This is a genomic window from Yersinia sp. J1 (assembly GCF_050586585.1).
GTDB classification, from domain to species: Bacteria; Pseudomonadota; Gammaproteobacteria; order Enterobacterales; family Enterobacteriaceae; genus Yersinia; species Yersinia entomophaga.
Window position 1 is genome coordinate 74,070 of the sequence record NZ_JBOBDP010000001.1, and the last position, 17,308, is coordinate 91,377.

A 17,308-nucleotide genomic window follows, 5' to 3' on the forward strand; every position below is an offset into this window, starting at 1 on the left:
TTTGGTGATCTTCTTAATTGTATTCGGAGTGCATCAAAGTGACGCTTTGCCATTCTGGCTGTGTTGACGCAGGCATTGAATCGCTCAGGCGTGCATCAGCGGGCCGATAGCATGCTTTAGCCAGAAGAGCTATTGGTACATTGGCGGCATCCGGACTGCCACTAGTTTGCTCGGTAAATATATCTAGCGGGTAATTAACCTTAATTAGACAGGGAATTAAAGCGGCCCTAACAGAGCCAGCAGCGTGAGAGAGGCTATTGCTGCTGGATTTTCACGTCACCTCTTTCTCTGAATATACACTGATTAACGATATGTGAATTATCGCGGTCAGACAGGGCTTGGCGAATTTATAACATAAACAAAAATAATTAATTAACGGTATTAATTTGCTTACTTATTGACTGTAGTCAGTTAAATAAAAATCGTGTCTGAAATCATTAATGTCTAACACCAGGGTTGACTCAAATCTGATTTATATCAATTCGCTTGATTATAATTAATTTTTAATATGTTTATTTATACAGCGTCGTTTCATTTATTAGAAGAAATACAGCCATTCCCTATAATTAAATTAATTGAAGATAACTGTAAATTCATGTATTTACAAATACATACAAAAATATACAAACATTTTTTTATAAATTACGTTTCATCTTACATCTGATTTTATTGGTTATGCTCGAATTACATTCATATTCTATTAATCAATGGCTTGGCTGGTTTATAAAGTCAAAAATATTAATTAATTGTGATGAGTATGTTTTAATTCGTAATATTAAGTAATTTATTGATTTAATTCAATTGGTTGTAGTTGACTGATTTTCTGGCTGACTGTCTATTTTTTATTAATGTTTTTTTACGATTTAGATAATTTACGAATTTTTTACCTACCTAATTGGTTGTTGCGTCATGTTTTTTTGATCAGGATTAAAATTTCCTTAGAAAATTTATTTTCTTTCTTTATAAATTTTATCGTCTATCTTTAAATACGCATGCGGTTATTACTCATTATTTCATCCCATTCCTAGGGGTTTGTAAGGATTACCTATGTCTACAGATGATCAAAAGGTGGGCCTCATTCCTGTCACCTTGATGGTAGCAGGCAATATAATGGGCTCTGGCGTTTTTCTTTTACCTGCTAACTTGGCTTCAACGGGCGGAATAGCTATTTGGGGATGGTTGGTCACTATTATTGGTGCGCTAGCACTTTCGATGGTTTACGCAAAAATGTCATCCTTAGATGATAGTCCCGGTGGTTCCTATGCCTATGCACGTCGCGCATTTGGGCCATTTTTAGGGTATCAGACCAACGTACTTTATTGGTTGGCCTGCTGGATTGGGAATATTGCTATGGTGGTAATTGGGGTCGGTTACCTCAGTTATTTTTTCCCAATCTTAAAAGAACCTATGGTATTAACCATCACTTGCGTAGTGATCCTGTGGATATTTGTTGGGCTGAATATCGTCGGTCCTAAAATGATTACGCGGGTTCAGGCTGTTGCCACCTCATTGGCATTAATCCCAATTGTTGGGGTTGCGCTGTTTGGCTGGTTCTGGTTCAAAGGCGAGACCTACATGGAGGCATGGAACGTCAGCGGACTAGGGACTTTCAGCGCGATTCAAAGCACTTTAAACGTGACTTTGTGGTCATTTATTGGGGTTGAAACCGCCTCTGTAGCCGCTGGGGTAGTTAAAAATCCTAAACGCAACGTACCTATTGCTACCGTCGGTGGCGTATTGATCGCCGCGGTATGTTACGTCCTGTCCAGTACCGCCATTATGGGGATGATCCCGAACGCCGCGCTGCGTGTTTCTGCCTCGCCTTTCGGTGATGCGGCTCGTTTAGCATTGGGTGATACCGCGGGTGCCGTGGTTTCCCTGTGTGCTGCAGCCGGTTGTCTAGGCTCACTGGGGGGCTGGACGCTGGTAGCCGGTCAAACCGCCAAAGCGGCGGCGGATGACGGCCTGTTCCCGCCGATTTTCGGTAAGGTCAATAAAGCCGGTACGCCGGTAGCCGGGTTGCTTATTCTTGGCGTATTAATGACTATCTTCCAAATCAGCAGCATTTCGCCAAACGCGGCGAAAGAGTTTGGTCTGGTCTCTTCTGTTTCGGTCATATTCACTTTGGTGCCTTATATCTATACCTGTGCGGCCTTGCTACTACTGGGGCACGGGCATTTGGGCAAACAGATCAAGACCTATGTCGCCATTACCATGGTTGCGTTTGTGTACTGTATTTGGGCTGTGGTGGGCTCCGGTGCAGAAGAAGTGATGTGGTCATTTGTGGTGCTGATGGTTATCACTGCGCTTTATACATTTAACTATAACCGTACCCACAAAAACCCGTTCCCGCTGGATGCTCCATTGGATAAAAGCAATTAATTCATCACCCCGCGCCGAAAGGGGCGGGGAAGCATAAATCTGATGTTTTGGTCTTATAACAAGGACAACTACGATGATTGATTTAAGTCGTCACAAAAAACGCAACGTTTTGGTGGTGGACAGTAATATTCTCGAAGCCAATACCGCGAATGGACGAGCCGTTAACGAACTGATTGAAGCCCTGAGGGACATTAATTTCAATGTTATTGCCGCCGCGACCTTTGAAGACGGTATCGCTACGGTCGCTTCAGACTCTTCTTTGTGTTGTATTTTTGTTGATTGGACATCCGGTGGCAATGACGATGCCTCCCACAGCCAGGCTTCCGAGCTACTAAAAGAAATTCGCCGCCGCAATAAGGATGTGCCGGTATTACTGATGGCAGAGCATTCTTGTATTAATAGCCTTAGCCTGGAAACCATGCGATTGGTGAATGAATTTGTCTGGATGCATGAAGATACCGCTGAATTTATTGCCGCTCGCGCCCATGCGCTGATCGTAAAATATTATGAACAGCTGCTGCCGCCGTTTACCAAAGCACTCTTTAAATATACCGAAGATAACCCTGAATACTCTTGGGCCGCTCCCGGACATCAGGGCGGGGTAGCATTCAGTAAAACGGCTGTAGGCCGCGAATTCCTCGATTTCTTCGGTGAAAACCTGTTCCGTACCGATACGGGTATCGAACGTGAATCATTGGGTTCGCTGCTGGATCACAGCGGCCCGATCAAAGATTCAGAAGCTTACGCCGCCCGCGTTTTCGGGGCGCATATGAGCTATTCCATGCTGAACGGGACCTCTGGTTCTAACCGTGCGATTATGGCGGCGGTAGTGGGAGATAAAGAAGTTGCTCTGTGTGACCGTAACTGTCACAAATCCATCGAGCAAGGATTGGTCATGACCGGCGCGCTGCCGGTGTTCTTTATTCCTACACGTAACCGCTACGGTATTATCGGGCCGATTCCCAAGTCTCAATTCAAGCCGGAGTCTATCCAGCAAAAAATTGAGCAAAACCCATTGAAATCACAGGCTAACAGTACAAAACCAGTCTATGCCGTAGTTACTAACTGTACCTATGACGGTATGTGCTACAACGCTAAACAGGCGCAGGATCTGCTGGCGGAAAGTGTTGATCAGATTCATTTTGATGAAGCCTGGTATGCTTATGCCCGCTTCAATCCAATGTATCGGGATCGCCACGCGATGCGCGGTAATCCGGCGGATCACGATCCCGATGGTCCAACGGTGTTTGCGACCCAATCAACCCATAAACTGTTGGCGGCGCTGTCTCAGGCTTCTTATATCCACGTGCGTAACGGTAAGAAACCGATTGAGCATTCTCGTTTTAACGAGTCTTACATGCTGCAATCGACCACTTCTCCGCTGTACGCCATTATTGCCGCGAACGAAGTTGGCGCAGCGATGATGGACGGCGAGCAAGGACACGCTTTGACGCAGGAAGTGATTAACGAAGCGGTCGATTTTCGTCTGGCGCTGGCCAGAGCCCATGATACTTTCGCTAAGCAAGGGGAATGGTTCTTCAAGCCGTGGAACGCACCGGAAATTACCGATGCTAAAACGGGTAAGAAAGTGCCGTTTGCGCAGGCATCTCGCGAGCAGCTGGCAACGGACCCGTCTTGTTGGGTTTTGAAACCGGGGGAAAACTGGCACGGCTTTGATCAATTGGAAGACGATTGGTGCATGTTGGACCCAATTAAAGCCGGCATTATGGTGCCGGGCATGGGTGACGACGGCAAAATGCTGGACAAAGGGATTCCAGCGGCGGTGGTAACGGCCTACCTCGGTCAGAAAGGGATTGTCCCTTCACGGACCACCGATTTTATGGTGCTGTGCCTGTTCTCAGTCGGCGTAACCAAAGGGAAATGGGGAACGTTAATCAACGTATTACTGGAATTCAAACAGCACTACGATGACAACACGCCAATTGCCCTGTGTCTGCCGGATTTGGCGAAAAACTACCCGCAGCAATATGGAAAAATGGGGCTGAAAGACCTGTGTGACGACATGTTCGCCCACATGAAAACCAGCGAAATGGATAAATTGCAATCTGAAGCTTTCAGTAACTTACCTAAACCGGTTACTTTGCCGCGTAAAGCATTCCAGGATCATATGGCAGGTCGGTGTGAATTGCTGCCGATTGATCAATTGGCGGGTCGTATTTCAGCGGTTGGGGTTATTCCTTACCCTCCGGGCATCCCTATCATCATGCCGGGGGAAAGCTTTGGTTCTAACGATGAGCCTTGGCTGCGCTATATCCAGAGCATCGCGGAATGGGGTGAAAAATTCCCAGGTTTCGAGAAAATTCTGGAAGGCTCCGAGCAGAAAGACGGTAAATACTCTATTTGGGTACTGAATAAATAATATTTGGGTACTGAATAAGTCATTACCGATCGTCAAACCGCAGAGAGAATTCTGTTTGTGGTATTAAAGGGCAAAGAGCGATGGACGCGCACTTTGCCCTTTTGGCGTTTAACGGCCTGACAAGGTTAAAAAATATTTATGATTGACAGGGCGTTATAATTTGGACAAAGGCAATGCAGACGTTGTTAAGGAACTGAAAGAGTAACGGAGGGTTGATCTGTCTATTCGCTGTGCCCCCCTCCGCTCGCAGGTGGTTGAATGGGGGAGGGGCTAACAGTCTTTTTACAGCAGCGATACATGATGAATAGAGTAGTGATTAAGGCTGCTTTTGACCGGAGTTAGACATCCCGGCCGGCGCGATGTCACCCAGCGGAGAGTGTACCGTTTCGGTTTCCTGCGGCGTGGTTGAACGGGTATACATGTTCAGACCCGCCAGGAATACGCCGCCCAGAGAACTCAGAGCCATCACCGCAAACAGGGCGATCAGTAATTTCTTCTGCATAGTTATATTTTCACTTTTTATCGAAACAGCAGGAATTATAGACGGTTCCCTTAGCGAAACAAGGGCGCGGCTTTTAACGCTTACCAATTAAAAACTTGCCCAATGTTATCAATACCACCGCCGAGACAATAACCGCCAGTGCCAGCCACTCGGTTAGAGACAGACTCTCGCCGGCAAATCCGATGCCCAACAATACTGCCACCACCGGGTTAACGTAGGCATAGCTGGTCGCCACCGCCGGAGGGACGTTTTTCAGCAGGAACATATAAGCGCTAATGGCCAGCATTGAGCCGAATACAATCAGGTACATCAATGCCAGAATTCCGCTGGTGGTCGGCGGTTGCGTCAGTTTTTCTCCGCTTAAGGTTGAGCCCAGCAGTAATACTACGCCAGCAACTAACATTTGAGCCGCGCCAGACATCGCGCCTGCGGGTAATGCCAGTTTGGAACTCCAGATCGAACCAAAGGCCCAGCTCGCCGAAGCCAGTAGAATCATCAGCGCGCCGGTAGGATTTCCCAGTAAGTTGCTGCCAGTATTCAGAAAAATGATACCAACCAGTCCCAGCCCAATGCCAGCCCACTCCAGTTTGGTATTCTTCATGCCCCACAGCATACTAAAACACAGGGTAAATAGCGGAACGGTGGCGACCATAACCGCCGCGATACCGGAAGGAACGTGCTGATGTTCAGCAATAGTCACCAGCCCGTTACCAATGGCTAATAGCAAAATTCCGATGGCGCTGGCCGCCAGCCATTGGCGTGGTGTCGGTAACTGATGGCCGCGAATAGCCAGAAAACTGAACAGAATAATCCCCGCCACCAGATAACGAATCCCGGCCATCATCAACGGAGGCCAGCTTTCTACGCCAATACGAATCACCAGATAGGTAGATCCCCAGACGAAATACAGCGTGAAAAGCGCACCAATTAACGGCCACGGGTTACGGCTAGTTTGCTTTAGCATGATTCTTCAACAGGTAAGGACGGGAAAGAGTGGTTTAGTAAACATGATCTGGCTGATGATAAGCAAAGGATTAAATCTGTTTTTTGCCCCATTATCTATGGGGATAAACTCCCCGCAATCAATAGGTCTTTATCTATCGTATTTTTGGCGTCAATGGATTGAGGATATTTGGACACATTTAAACCAATGAAAATTTTTTTCTGATATAGCATGCTGAATAAATCAGCATTTTCAGTTATTGGTTTGGAGTCCCGCTTGAGAATATTGAACATTCGAGGGTCAGTGCCAGGTATTCTGGGGCTGGCGATGACTTACGGGTTGCTAAGCCATAGCGCAGCCGCCAGCCCACCCTATGCATTTTTATCTACTGAAGATCTCCAGAAGAATCGGCAGCTTATTACTGAGCAGCAGGCGCCGGAACTCACTCAAGAAGCGTATTCCCAGCTAATTCGACAGGCGGATAAGGCGTTAGCGCGGGAAAATATGAGCGTGATGGATAAACGCATGACGCCACCCAGCGGTTCTAAACATGATTATCTCAGTCTGAGCGCCTATTGGTGGCCGGACAGCCAGCGCCCTGACGTTTTACCCTGGGTTCGTCAGGACGGCGACATTAATCCGGCCAGTAAAAATGAGGACAGCGACGGCGTTCGGCTGGCGGACTTCACCGCGCAGGTGCAGGCTCTGACACTAGCCTGGTATTTCTCCGGTCAGCAAAAATATGCGGATAAAGCTGTCGGGATGATCCGAGCGTGGTTTTTGGTACCGGCTACGCGGATGAACCCAAATCTTAATTTTGCTCAAGGCGTTCCCGGCGTGGCAGAAGGGAGAGGTTCTGGTGTGCTGGACGGACGTTATTTCGCTATCCGAGTCGTGGATTCGCTGATCATGCTGCGTAAAAATCCGAGCTGGACGGCGCAGGATGAACAACAAATGCATCAGTGGATGACGGATTATTTGTATTGGTTGCAAACCAGCCCGTTGGGAAAAAAAGAGGCGGCGGCTAAAAACAATCACGGCAGTTGGTACAAAGTGCAGGTTGCCGGAATTGCCTGGTATTTGCAGCGTGACGAGTTGGTGTTGGACATGGCCGAACAGATGAAGCCGCTGCTGAATTATCAGTTGGAGGCCAATGGCGCACAGCCGTTGGAGTTGGCTCGAACGCGTTCTTTCCATTATAGCGACTTTAATTTACAGGCAGTGACGCAACTGGCTACGCTGGCGAACAACCTGCATTTGGATTTATGGCGCTACCAAACGCCTAACGGCAGCGGGTTACTGAAAGCGCTGGATTTTATGGCACCTTATATCGATAAAAACCTAGATTGGCCTTATCCCACGCGGGATCGCTTTGGCATTCGGTTGATACCTTTATTGAGTCAGGCGGACAAAGCGTTGGGCCAACCTCGTTATCAGCATTGGATCGCTCTGGGCAGTTTCAGCCCCCCGACAGGAAAATCTGTAGCCAAGGCTCGTGGGGCGGTGAACGGGGCTTTACGAGATAACTGGCTGCTCCAGGCTCCCGAGACGCGTTAATGTTGTGTATGAATGAGATTAACATATAAAAAAGCCGGGAATTAATCCCGGCGAATGACCTGAAAAATACTTCATATAAAATGAGGGTAATGCTTTACAGAAGACTTAGAACTGATAAACCAAACCGACGGCAACGATATCGTCATTATTCAGTTTCAGTTTATTGTCGTTGCTCAACTGGTTAATTTTATAATCTACGTAAGTAGACATGTTTTTATTGAAGAAGTAATAAGCGCCTACATCAATATATTTAACCAAATCGACATCGCCTAGACCTTCAATATCTTTACCTTTTGACTGAACATAGGCCAGAGAAGGTTTCAGACCGAAATCGAACTGATATTGAGCCACTAATTCAAAGTTTTGTGCTTTATTTGCAAAGCCGCTCACTGATGTTGGGGTGTTATTAATACTGGCCGTACCGGAAATTGGCGTCATATTACGGGTTTCGGCATAGGTTGCCGCCAGATAAACGCCGTTATCATCATATTTCAGCCCCGTGGCGAAGGCTTCAGCTTTATCGCCTTTACCGAATGTGCCAGCCTTCTGAGCGGTTGTGCGGTTGGAGGAGGTATACGCGGCACCGATGCTAACGCCTGATCCAATTTCATAGCTGGACGCCAGACCAAAGCCGTCGCCGTTCTGTTTCGAAGTCCCGCGGGAAGTATCGTCGTTTTTGCCTTGATATTGCAGGCTAAATTTCAGACCGTCCACCAGACCGAAGAAATCGCTGTTACGATAAGTGGCAACGCCATTGGTGCGGCCAGTCATGAAGTTATCGGTTTTTACATAGCTGTCGCCACCGAATTCCGGCAGCATATCGGTCCACGCGCCGATATCGTATAACACGCCGTAGTTACGGCCATAGTCGAAAGAACCCAATCCGGCGTAGCGCAAACCGGCAAAGCCTAAGCGGGTTTTGGTATCGGCGGTGCCTTCGCTTTCCGCGTGGTTAACCGCAACATGATATTCCCACTGACCGTAGCCGGAAAGTTTGTCATTAATTTGGGTGACGCCTTTAAAGCCAAAACGAACGTAAGATTTATCACCATCATTACTTTTACTGTCAGAAAAATAATGCAAACCTTTTACTTTTCCGTATAAGTCGAGTTTATTGCCGTCTTTATTATAAACTTCCGCAGCGTGTGAAGTAGTGGCAATTAAAAGCGCCGGTATTAACATTGCCAGAATATTAATTTTCATGTTTTTGCCCTGTTTTCTTCATTGAAAGATGCCAATCATCAAAGTTTTTGCTGTATTCAATATCTGTCTGAACTTTCTCAGCGCAGAATTTTTACCGCATCTGTGTGATGTATTTATGACAAAGTGAATTTAAGGATGAGATAATAAAAAATAATTGATAATCAGCGGTGAAGGCGCTGAATTATTCTACGCATTCGCGGTCCCGAATAGGCTGACGTGAGCGGCGCACTGTGGGACAATAGGGCAACATTCAGTTTAGATAAGATATGCATGGCGTTATCCCCCGCAGTAAAAGATCAAATCAGCCAGTGGTATAAGGCCCTTGGGCAACAGATTCCGGACTTTGTTTCTCGCGCTCCGCAGCGTCAAATGATAGCTGAAGTGGCGAAAACGCTGGCCGGCGATGCCGGACGACATTTGGCTATCGAAGCCCCAACCGGCGTGGGGAAGACCTTGTCGTACCTGATTCCCGGTATTGCGATCGGCCGCGCGGAAACCAAGCCGCTGGTGGTGAGCACCGCTAACGTGGCGCTGCAGGATCAGATTTACAGCAAGGATTTGCCGTTACTGAAAAAAATTATTCCCGATTTGAAATTTACCGGCGCATTTGGGCGCGGACGCTATGTTTGCCCGCGAAATCTGGCCGCCATGTGTACCGATGTCTCTGGCCAGGGCGATTTATCGCTGTTTTTGGGCGATGAGCTGGCGCCAGCCAACGGCGAGGAGCAGGCAACCTGCGTGGGCCTGTCTAAAGCGTTGAGCAGCCACGTTTGGGATGGGCTGCGCGATCATCATCAACAATCTATCAGCGATTCTCTGTGGGGCAAGCTCAGCACTGATAAAGCCAACTGCTTAGGGCGCAACTGTCATTATTTTCGTGAATGTCCGTTCTATATTGCGCGTAAAGAGATCGAAACCGCCGATGTGGTGGTAGCCAACCATGCTTTGGTCATGGCGGCGCTGGAAACTGAATCGGTATTACCGAATCCAAAAGAATTATTATTGGTGCTAGATGAGGGGCATCACCTGCCAGATGTGGCGCGGGATGCGTTGGAGATCGAAGGTGAGATCACCGCCGTTTTTGCCAATATGCAGTTGGATATGATTGCCCGCCTGGTGGATCAGTGCATGGTGCAATATCGGCCGAAAAACCCGCCTAAACTGGCTAATTCGGAACGGTTAAAAGATCACTGCGAGCAGATGCGGGAGCTGATTCTGAACGTAGAACAACAGGTTAGCCAATTGCTTCCTACGGATAGTATTCAAGCTACTTATCGTTTTGAAATGGGCATCCTGCCGGAAAGCCTGACAGAAAGCTGCGCCAAATTATTTAAGTTAACCGATGCACTACGCGGTTTAGCCGAGTTTGTTCTTAATGATTTAACCGAACAAACCGGTAAGCACGATATCGTGCGGCTGCATCGGGCGATTTTACAGATGAGCCGTACCTTCGGTTATCTGGAGGCAATGACCAAACTGTGGCGTCTGGCCGCAATGGATAAAGCTTCAAATGCGCCTATTTCTAAATGGGTTACGCGGGAATATCGCGAAAATCAAACTCATCTGTCCTTCCACTGCGTGGGGATTCGCGTGAGTGATCAGTTAGATAAAATGCTGTGGCGCAAAGTCCCCCATGTCATTGTGACGTCGGCTACGCTGCGTTCCCTCAACAGCTTTGCTCGCCTACAGGAACTCTCTGGTTTGAGCGAAAAGACCGGGGATCGTTTTGTGGCGCTTTCCTCCCCGTTTAACCACGTTGAGCAGGGCAAGCTGGTTATTCCCAAAATGCGCGTCGAACCGACGATGGCGAACGAAGCGGAGCATTTGGCCGAAATGGCGCAGTATTTCCGAGCCGAACAGGCCAGCGGTCGCCATAAAGGTATGTTGATTTTGTTTAGCAGCCATCGGGCGATGCAAACCTTTCTGAGCCACATCACCGATCTGCGTTTAATGCTGCTGGTTCAAGGTGATCAGCCGCGCTACCGGTTGGTTGAAGAGCATCGTAAACGGGTGACAAAAGGCACGCCCAGCGTACTCATCGGTTTGCAATCCTTCGCGGAAGGCCTGGATCTGAAAGGGGAGTTACTGACGCAGGTGCATATCCATAAGATTGCATTTCCGCCGATTGATAGCCCGGTGATTTTGACGGAAGGAGAATGGCTGAAATCATTAAAACGCTATCCGTTTGAAGTGCAAAGTTTACCTAGCGCTTCATTTAACCTGATTCAGCAGGTGGGGCGCTTGATCCGCAGTAATGAGTGCCACGGCGAAATTGTCATTTATGATCGCCGTTTACTGACCAAAGGCTACGGCTCACGCTTATTGGCGGCGTTGCCCGTTTTCCCTATTGAACAGCCGGAGATGCCAGAGGCGGTAGCGGTGCCTATTGCGGCGAAAAAAACCTCGGTTAAAGCAGCGACTACGCGAAAAAAAGCCCCTAAACGTCGCCGCACGGACGTTACGTTGGGCAGCTAACGACGTGGTGAAAAATAAGCGAATGGCAGTGAGCAATTCATTGCCATTTTTATTTGTAGCCAGGCATTTCAAACGGTTTCACGCAATTCTCTTTCACCTCAAAAAAATCCGTGGCTAAGATTAAATTAGCCGCAGGTCAGTTAACTCTTATTTGCCAACTCATACGAGTTAAGTCTGGGCGTACCTCCGGCAGTGGCGTAGTTCAGCTTCCAGCCCATTTTAAGGGTCTATCCGGCGTCTGAGGTAAGCAGCATGAAACAGGTTATGGCAGAGTTTATCGGTACTTTCTGGTTAGTTTTGGGGGGCTGCGGTAGTGCGGTGTTGGCGGCTATGTTTCCAGTGGCGGGAATCGGTTTTCTGGGCGTCGCATTGGCGTTTGGTTTAACCGTCGTCACTATGGCTTATGCTTTGGGCCACGTCTCCGGCGGGCATTTTAATCCAGCGGTGTCGCTGGGGCTCTGGGTGGGTGGGCGATTTTCCGGCGCGCAGTTGATTCCCTATATTATTGCGCAGGTTCTGGGGGGATTAGCCGGTGCCACGGTATTGTATCTTATCGCCAGTGGTAAGGCCGGATTCGACGTCACCGCAGGCTTTGCCAGCAATGGTTACGGCGTGCGTTCTCCGGGGGGCTACAGTTTGCAATCGGTGTTGATTGCCGAAGTGATTCTGACAATGGGGTTTGTGATGGTGATTATGGGCGCGACGGATTCCCGTTCACCCGCCGCGGCAGCGCCGTTAGCCATAGGTTTATGTTTAACCTTAATCCATTTGATCTCTATTCCGGTGGATAATACCTCGGTTAATCCAGCGCGAAGTACTGGAGTGGCCATTTTTGCCGGTGGAATTGCCTTACAGCAGCTTTGGGTATTCTGGTTAGCGCCGCTGATAGGCGGTGCTTTGGGCGGTGGCCTTTACCGTGCGTTGTTTAGCCCTACGGCGTCGAAGACCTGATTCTAATTATCCGCTCCCCGCGACGCCGATTGGGCTGCGGGGGCGTTTTCCTCGCGCGGCCAGCAACAAAATCTCCAAAGTTTTACCGCTTATCCAACCCCACAGGCCGCCATGATTGATACCTGACAGTAAAATGGTCAGCACGCTAATCAGCAATAGTAGACAGATAATATCCAATCTCTGCTGGCCTGTATCAAGGAGCAATTCGCATACTTTGCCCCGACAGCCGGCAAAGCTCAGTAAAATCAGCGCTAAATTGAGTAAAAATACCCAACGCCAGCCTAAGGTGCTAACCCGTATTCTGCCCACCACCGGCCCAATCGCCCATCCCGGCTCGTTTACGCCCAACAAAGTGCCTATCTCTGGTGCGGGCTTGTTTCGGGAAAGGCGGCCATCAGGCTGACCGTTACGTATAAAGTACAACCCAGATTGCTCACTGTAATAAGCGAAAGAGATTCATCATCCAAATGCTATCGGCCAGGCCAGCGCTTGGTAATGATAAGCCAAACAGCGGCATCCCCAGATAAAGTATCCGACGGCGAGCGTAGCGACCCGCGGTGACCATAAAAGCGCAGAGTGCCATCAGGAACAATAAAACGCCTCACTGTAGGTTTTCCGCGCTGGCGGAAAATGCCTGTTGAATGGCGGGAACCGCGGTATTGACGATAGTCAAATCGATACAACCTAAAGAACTGGCCAGACTGATACCGGTCAGCATGAGAGCCTATTGTCGACGGGTCAGAGGTAAATCCGAAGTGAGCGCTGAGGACATAGGCATAATCCGGGAAGAAGAAACCCTCACGGTGTAGTGGCTAGTTAAGTGACTCAGTTGCGCCATTTTTTCTTTTTATAGCGGAATTAAATTCTCCAATGGGGTATCAATCAGTACAGATTTATTTAAGATGGGTGATATTCATTGGGCTTTGATAAGGAGAAAGTGATGATTTCCGGCGATCGTTTGCACGGCATACGAGCTTTTGTCCAGGCGGCGCAGGCTGGCAGTTTTAGCCGTGCTGCAGAACAGCTTGGTTTATCCCGCTCAGCGGTGGGTAAAGCAGTGGCGCGGCTAGAATCCCGCCTGTCGGTGCGTTTGTTTCAGCGCACCACTCGTAGCCTCTCTCTCACCGACGAAGGGCAGATTTTCTATGAGGATTGCGTAAAAGCGCTGGATGCGCTGGACGCCGCAGAGATTCAGTTGGCGGCGCGAGCCGTGGCTCCCAGCGGGCGCTTGCGCGTGTCATTGCCGATATTGTTCGGCCAGCAGTGGGTGATGTCGCCGTTGCTCGAATTAGCCGACAGTTTTCCCGCGCTACAGCTGGAAATTTTGTTTTCCAATCGCACAGTGGATTTTGCGGAGGAAGGCGTCGATCTGGCTGTGCGTATTGGGCATATTGGTGATGTTGCCGGGTTGGCGGCGCGAAAACTGGGAGAACAACAGTGGGTGTTGTGCGCCAGTGCTGATTACTTAGCTACCTATGGTCATCCCACTTCCATTTCGGATTTAGCGCATCATCGCACGATTAGTTTGTTACGAAATGGTCGCAGCCAAACGTGGCGTTTAGTGAATGACGCAGGCAAAACCGAATCTATAACGCCAGCCAGTCGTTTACGATTGGATAATATGGCGGCGGTAGCCACGGCTGCGGAAGCGGGGCACGGTATCGCACTACTGCCGCGCTGGCTCGTCAACCCTGCGCTGCAAAGCGGTCGATTGATGGAAACCTTGCCAGGCAACACTGGCGCCGGTTCACCGATTAATATTGTCTGGCTAAAAGGGCAGGTGATGCCCGCGCGGATTCGGGCGGCGATTGATAGGCTGGTGGAGGCATTTACACCGCAGGCTCCCTGGGAGTAAGTGAGCCGGTTTTAGCCGGATCAAACCTGAGTTATGCTAAACAAAATAGCGAGAGGAAGCCTTTGTTGATGGATTACCGCAAAATTATCAAAGAAGTAGGACGTGGCAAAAATCACGCCCGCGATTTGGATCAGCAGACAGCCTGTGAGCTTTATCAACGAATGCTGGCGGGGCAGGTGCCTGAACTGGAGCTGGGGGGCATTCTGATTGCTTTTCGTATCAAAGGGGAATCGGAGGAGGAAATCCTCGGTTTTTATCAGGCTATGCAACAGCAAGTGATGGCGCTACAGGCTCCTGAAGGTCGGCCAATGCCGGTGGTTATCCCCAGCTATAACGGTGCGCGTAAACAGGCTAATTTGACACCGCTTCTGGCGTTACTGTTGTCGCGTTTAGGGCTGCCGGTGGTCGTACACGGCGTGACCGAAGATAGCACTCGCGTGACCAGCGCTGAGATTTTTCAGGCGCTAGGCATGCCTTGGTCTGAGACAAAAGAAGATGCTCAAACTCGGTTGGATAACGGCCAGCCGGTATTTATTCCGGTATCTGCATTTTCCCCAGAGTTAGATTGTCAGCTACAAATGCGCTGGCGTATGGGGGTGCGTAATAGCAGCCATACCTTGGCAAAACTGGCGACGCCATTTCTGCATCAGCGAGCGCTGCGTTTGGCCAGCGTTTCGCATCCAGAATATATGCAAAAGGTCGGTCGATTCTTTCAGGCTATTGGCGCGCCGGCGTTGCTGCTACAGGGAACTGAAGGGGAAGTTTACGCTAATCCGCTGCGCTGCCCACCGCTCCACGCGATCGTTGGCGGTGAGCAAAGAGTCTTGCTGGAGCGTGCAGAAGAAAGCGGCGTGCCTGATCTACCTGTATCCAAAGATGCAGCAGAAACTGCCCGCTGGATTGAACGCTGTCTGGCTGGCGAGGTGCTGGTTCCGTTGTCGATCCTCAAGCAGTTAGCCTGCTGTCAGGTTATTGCCGGGCAGGCAATATCGGTAGAGCAGGCATTGCGGCAATTTGCTGCTAAATAATCCGGTTTTCACAGAATAAACTGCGCGGTTTCCGCCAGTATTGGTCCTGATTGGCTTCCCGCTGGCATCAGGTCGGTGAGGGCTTTTAGCGTGATAACCCTATCAATGATGGAAGGAATCCTATGCAACAGGCTTTGAGTTATTTCAACGCGTTGAATCAAGATTATCTGGCAGTGCATCAGGCCAAAGAAGACCTGTTTTGGCAGAATTACATGGGTTTGGGGGATGCCGACGTTGGGAAGCAATTCTCGGCGGCGGAGACGGCATACAAAAGGTTTATTGCGGAAAGTCGCCGTTTAAAAGAGCTGCGTGAGCTGATTACGGCATTAGAAGCCCAGCCAAAAACGCCGGAAAATCAGGATTTGCTTCACGGGCTGCGGGGCTGGTATCGCTTTTTTGACTGTAATGCCATTGAAGATCCTCAGGCGCAGGCTTTGCTAGATGAAATTATTGCCTTCGAGTCCGATCTTTATCAGCGGCGCAAAACTCACCAGCCAATGCATTTTAATGCTAAAGGTGAAAAAGTCGCGGCTTCCCTGGGCGAGTTGCTGACCAATCAGGCTACTAATGAAAATGAAACTTACCGACAAAGTTCTCAGCAGGCGCTGCGCGAAGTAGAGCAATGGCTGTTGCACAATGGCTTGCCTGAGTTGATTATCTTGCGTAACCGATTTGCTCGCCAGATGGGGTATCGTAACTATTTTGACTATAAAGTTAATAAAACCGAACAGATGATGCCGGAACAACTGTTTGCCATTCTGGATACTTTTGAACAGCAAACTCGTGAAGCGAACCGCCGTAGCCTGCAACAACTGGCGGAAAAACAAGGGGAGTCTGCATTAGAAGCTTGGAATATCCGTTTTGCCAGCGCTGGAGACGTCACTCGTCAGCTCGATCCTTATTTTCCTTTTGCCGAATCATTAGATCGCTGGATCAACAGTTTTAAGCGCCTGCACATTGGTTTTCGCGGCGCGGAGATGAATTTGGATTTACTGGTTCGCGCTGGAAAATATGAAAATGGTTTTATGCATGGCCCGGTGCCGCCATTTGTTCAGCAGGGTAAATGGATACCGGCGCGGATCAATTTTACCAGTTTGGCGAAACCCGATCAGGTGGGAAGTGGAGCTTCAGGTTTGAATACGCTGTTCCATGAAGGCGGCCACGCGGCGCATTTTGCTAATATTGTGCAAAATGCGCCTTGTTTCTCGCAGGAATTTCCACCGACCTCAATGGCTTATGCAGAAACTCAGTCGATGTTCTGCGATAGCCTGCTGGACGATGCGGATTGGTTAAAACGTTACGCTAAAAATGCTGCCGGTGAACCGCTGCCAGATGAATTGATTCGCGACAATATTGAATCCAAGCAACCGATGCGCGCATTCAATGAGCGTCATATTTTACTGGTGCCTTACTTTGAGTGGGCTTTGTATCAATGGGATGACGTGCAGCTAACGCCGCAGGCAATTACCCAGCTGGCGCGAGATATTGAGCAAAAGATTCTGGGTATTAACGCCAGCCCAAGGCCAACGCTGGCGATTCCTCATTTATTATCAATGGAATCGGCCTGCTCCTATCAGGGTTATCTATTGGCGTTGATGGCGGTAGAGCAAACGCGCGCCTTCTTCCTGCAACGCGACGGCTATTTAACCGATAACCCGGCAATTGGCTCGGATCTGGCGGAACATTACTGGCGTCCCGGTAATAGCGTTAGCCATGATGAAACCTTACGGAGTTTGACTGGCGAAGGATTTAATCCCGCTTATCTGGCGGCGGCCTGCAATCAAACGGTTGAGCAAGCGTGGGCAGCCGCGCAGGACGCTATTGCCAGCGCGGCGCAGCGGCCACAGCCAGCGGCTGATTTTGATCTGAATGTCAGTATTCGAGTGGTCGATGGTGAACGTGTGCTGGCTGATAATCAGCATGGGGACGAAGCGATGTGTCGCGCTTTCGCCAATGCTATTAATGCCTTGTAATCAACAGAATAGATCGAAAAATGCCCATCAGGGGGTGCTGATGGACATTTTCGAACGGC

Annotated in this window: 13 protein-coding genes; 8 read left to right on the plus strand and 5 right to left on the minus strand. The window is 49.2% G+C overall.

Features of this window, described 5'->3' with window-relative positions; all coding sequences use genetic code 11:
- Positions 1-1,047: 1,047 nt before the first annotated feature.
- Complete coding sequence (adiC, locus tag ACQ4OC_RS00340) at positions 1,048-2,382, plus strand: arginine/agmatine antiporter (RefSeq protein WP_064512653.1); 1,335 nt, start codon at positions 1,048-1,050, stop codon at positions 2,380-2,382.
- 73 nt (positions 2,383-2,455) lie between these two features.
- Positions 2,456-4,762, plus strand: coding sequence for an Orn/Lys/Arg decarboxylase N-terminal domain-containing protein (locus ACQ4OC_RS00345; protein ID WP_064512656.1), 2,307 nt, complete (start codon positions 2,456-2,458; stop codon positions 4,760-4,762).
- Between the two features lie 316 nt (positions 4,763-5,078).
- On the opposite strand, the gene ACQ4OC_RS00350 is transcribed toward ACQ4OC_RS00345, so the two are convergent.
- Entirely contained in the window at positions 5,079-5,264 is a 186-nt protein-coding gene (locus ACQ4OC_RS00350) for a hypothetical protein (RefSeq protein ID WP_430970829.1), read from the minus strand.
- Positions 5,265-5,337: 73 nt separating this feature from the next.
- Positions 5,338-6,228 carry a drug/metabolite exporter YedA gene (gene yedA, locus ACQ4OC_RS00355; protein ID WP_430970830.1) on the minus strand — a complete coding sequence of 297 codons (891 nt, stop codon included), beginning with the start codon at positions 6,226-6,228 and terminating at the stop codon, positions 5,338-5,340.
- Positions 6,229-6,438: 210 nt separating this feature from the next.
- Here yedA and ACQ4OC_RS00360 point away from each other — a divergent pair, with 210 nt between their 5' ends.
- Positions 6,439-7,764: an alginate lyase family protein gene (locus ACQ4OC_RS00360; protein ID WP_430970831.1), complete on the plus strand. Its 1,326-nt coding sequence runs from the start codon at positions 6,439-6,441 to the stop codon at positions 7,762-7,764.
- Between the two features lie 105 nt (positions 7,765-7,869).
- Here ACQ4OC_RS00360 and ompC read toward each other — a convergent pair whose 3' ends face one another.
- Positions 7,870-8,967: a porin OmpC gene (gene ompC / locus ACQ4OC_RS00365; protein ID WP_064512662.1), complete on the minus strand. Its 1,098-nt coding sequence runs from the start codon at positions 8,965-8,967 to the stop codon at positions 7,870-7,872.
- A gap of 270 nt (positions 8,968-9,237) precedes the next feature.
- Between ompC and dinG the strand changes: the two genes are divergently transcribed.
- Positions 9,238-11,442 carry an ATP-dependent DNA helicase DinG gene (gene dinG / locus ACQ4OC_RS00370; RefSeq protein WP_064512663.1) on the plus strand — a complete coding sequence of 735 codons (2,205 nt, stop codon included), beginning with the start codon at positions 9,238-9,240 and terminating at the stop codon, positions 11,440-11,442.
- A 216-nt stretch (positions 11,443-11,658) separates the two neighbouring features.
- Complete coding sequence (aqpZ, locus tag ACQ4OC_RS00375; protein ID WP_268806863.1) at positions 11,659-12,393, plus strand: aquaporin Z; 735 nt, start codon at positions 11,659-11,661, stop codon at positions 12,391-12,393.
- A gap of 6 nt (positions 12,394-12,399) precedes the next feature.
- On the opposite strand, the gene ACQ4OC_RS00380 is transcribed toward aqpZ, so the two are convergent.
- Both ACQ4OC_RS00380 and ACQ4OC_RS00385 read right to left on the minus strand, forming a co-directional pair.
- Complete coding sequence (locus tag ACQ4OC_RS00380; RefSeq protein ID WP_430970832.1) at positions 12,400-12,816, minus strand: hypothetical protein; 417 nt, start codon at positions 12,814-12,816, stop codon at positions 12,400-12,402.
- A gap of 10 nt (positions 12,817-12,826) precedes the next feature.
- The gene (locus tag ACQ4OC_RS00385; RefSeq protein ID WP_430970833.1) at positions 12,827-12,976 is read right to left on the minus strand and encodes a hypothetical protein; all 150 of its coding nucleotides are present in this window, start codon (positions 12,974-12,976) and stop codon (positions 12,827-12,829) included.
- Between the two features lie 333 nt (positions 12,977-13,309).
- On the opposite strand from ACQ4OC_RS00385, the gene ACQ4OC_RS00390 reads away from it, so the two are divergent.
- The 3 genes from ACQ4OC_RS00390 to ACQ4OC_RS00400 all read left to right on the plus strand — a co-directional run bounded on the left by ACQ4OC_RS00390 (position 13,310) and on the right by ACQ4OC_RS00400 (position 17,249).
- Positions 13,310-14,248 (plus strand): LysR family transcriptional regulator, encoded by a 939-nt coding sequence (locus tag ACQ4OC_RS00390; RefSeq protein ID WP_430970834.1) that lies wholly within the window; start codon positions 13,310-13,312, stop codon positions 14,246-14,248.
- A 68-nt stretch (positions 14,249-14,316) separates the two neighbouring features.
- On the plus strand, positions 14,317-15,276 hold the full coding sequence (gene ybiB, locus ACQ4OC_RS00395; protein ID WP_064512670.1) for a DNA-binding protein YbiB: 960 nt from the start codon (positions 14,317-14,319) through the stop codon (positions 15,274-15,276).
- A 122-nt stretch (positions 15,277-15,398) separates the two neighbouring features.
- Positions 15,399-17,249 carry a M3 family metallopeptidase gene (locus ACQ4OC_RS00400; protein ID WP_064512672.1) on the plus strand — a complete coding sequence of 617 codons (1,851 nt, stop codon included), beginning with the start codon at positions 15,399-15,401 and terminating at the stop codon, positions 17,247-17,249.
- The last annotated feature ends 59 nt before the right edge of the window (positions 17,250-17,308 follow it).

Excerpts from the sequence above, each read along its gene's own strand:
- adiC (WP_064512653.1), top strand. The coding sequence starts at position 1,048 with ATGTCTACAGATGATCAAAAGGTGGGCCTCATTCCTGTCACCTTGATG.
- ACQ4OC_RS00345 (WP_064512656.1), top strand. The coding sequence starts at position 2,456 with ATGATTGATTTAAGTCGTCACAAAAAACGCAACGTTTTGGTGGTGGAC.
- ACQ4OC_RS00350 (WP_430970829.1), bottom strand. The coding sequence starts at position 5,264 with ATGCAGAAGAAATTACTGATCGCCCTGTTTGCGGTGATGGCTCTGAGT.
- yedA (WP_430970830.1), bottom strand. The coding sequence starts at position 6,228 with ATGCTAAAGCAAACTAGCCGTAACCCGTGGCCGTTAATTGGTGCGCTT.
- ACQ4OC_RS00360 (WP_430970831.1), top strand. The coding sequence starts at position 6,439 with ATGCTGAATAAATCAGCATTTTCAGTTATTGGTTTGGAGTCCCGCTTG.
- ompC (WP_064512662.1), bottom strand. The coding sequence starts at position 8,967 with ATGAAAATTAATATTCTGGCAATGTTAATACCGGCGCTTTTAATTGCC.
- dinG (WP_064512663.1), top strand. The coding sequence starts at position 9,238 with ATGGCGTTATCCCCCGCAGTAAAAGATCAAATCAGCCAGTGGTATAAG.
- ACQ4OC_RS00385 (WP_430970833.1), bottom strand. The coding sequence starts at position 12,976 with ATGGCACTCTGCGCTTTTATGGTCACCGCGGGTCGCTACGCTCGCCGT.
- ybiB (WP_064512670.1), top strand. The coding sequence starts at position 14,317 with ATGGATTACCGCAAAATTATCAAAGAAGTAGGACGTGGCAAAAATCAC.
- ACQ4OC_RS00400 (WP_064512672.1), top strand. The coding sequence starts at position 15,399 with ATGCAACAGGCTTTGAGTTATTTCAACGCGTTGAATCAAGATTATCTG.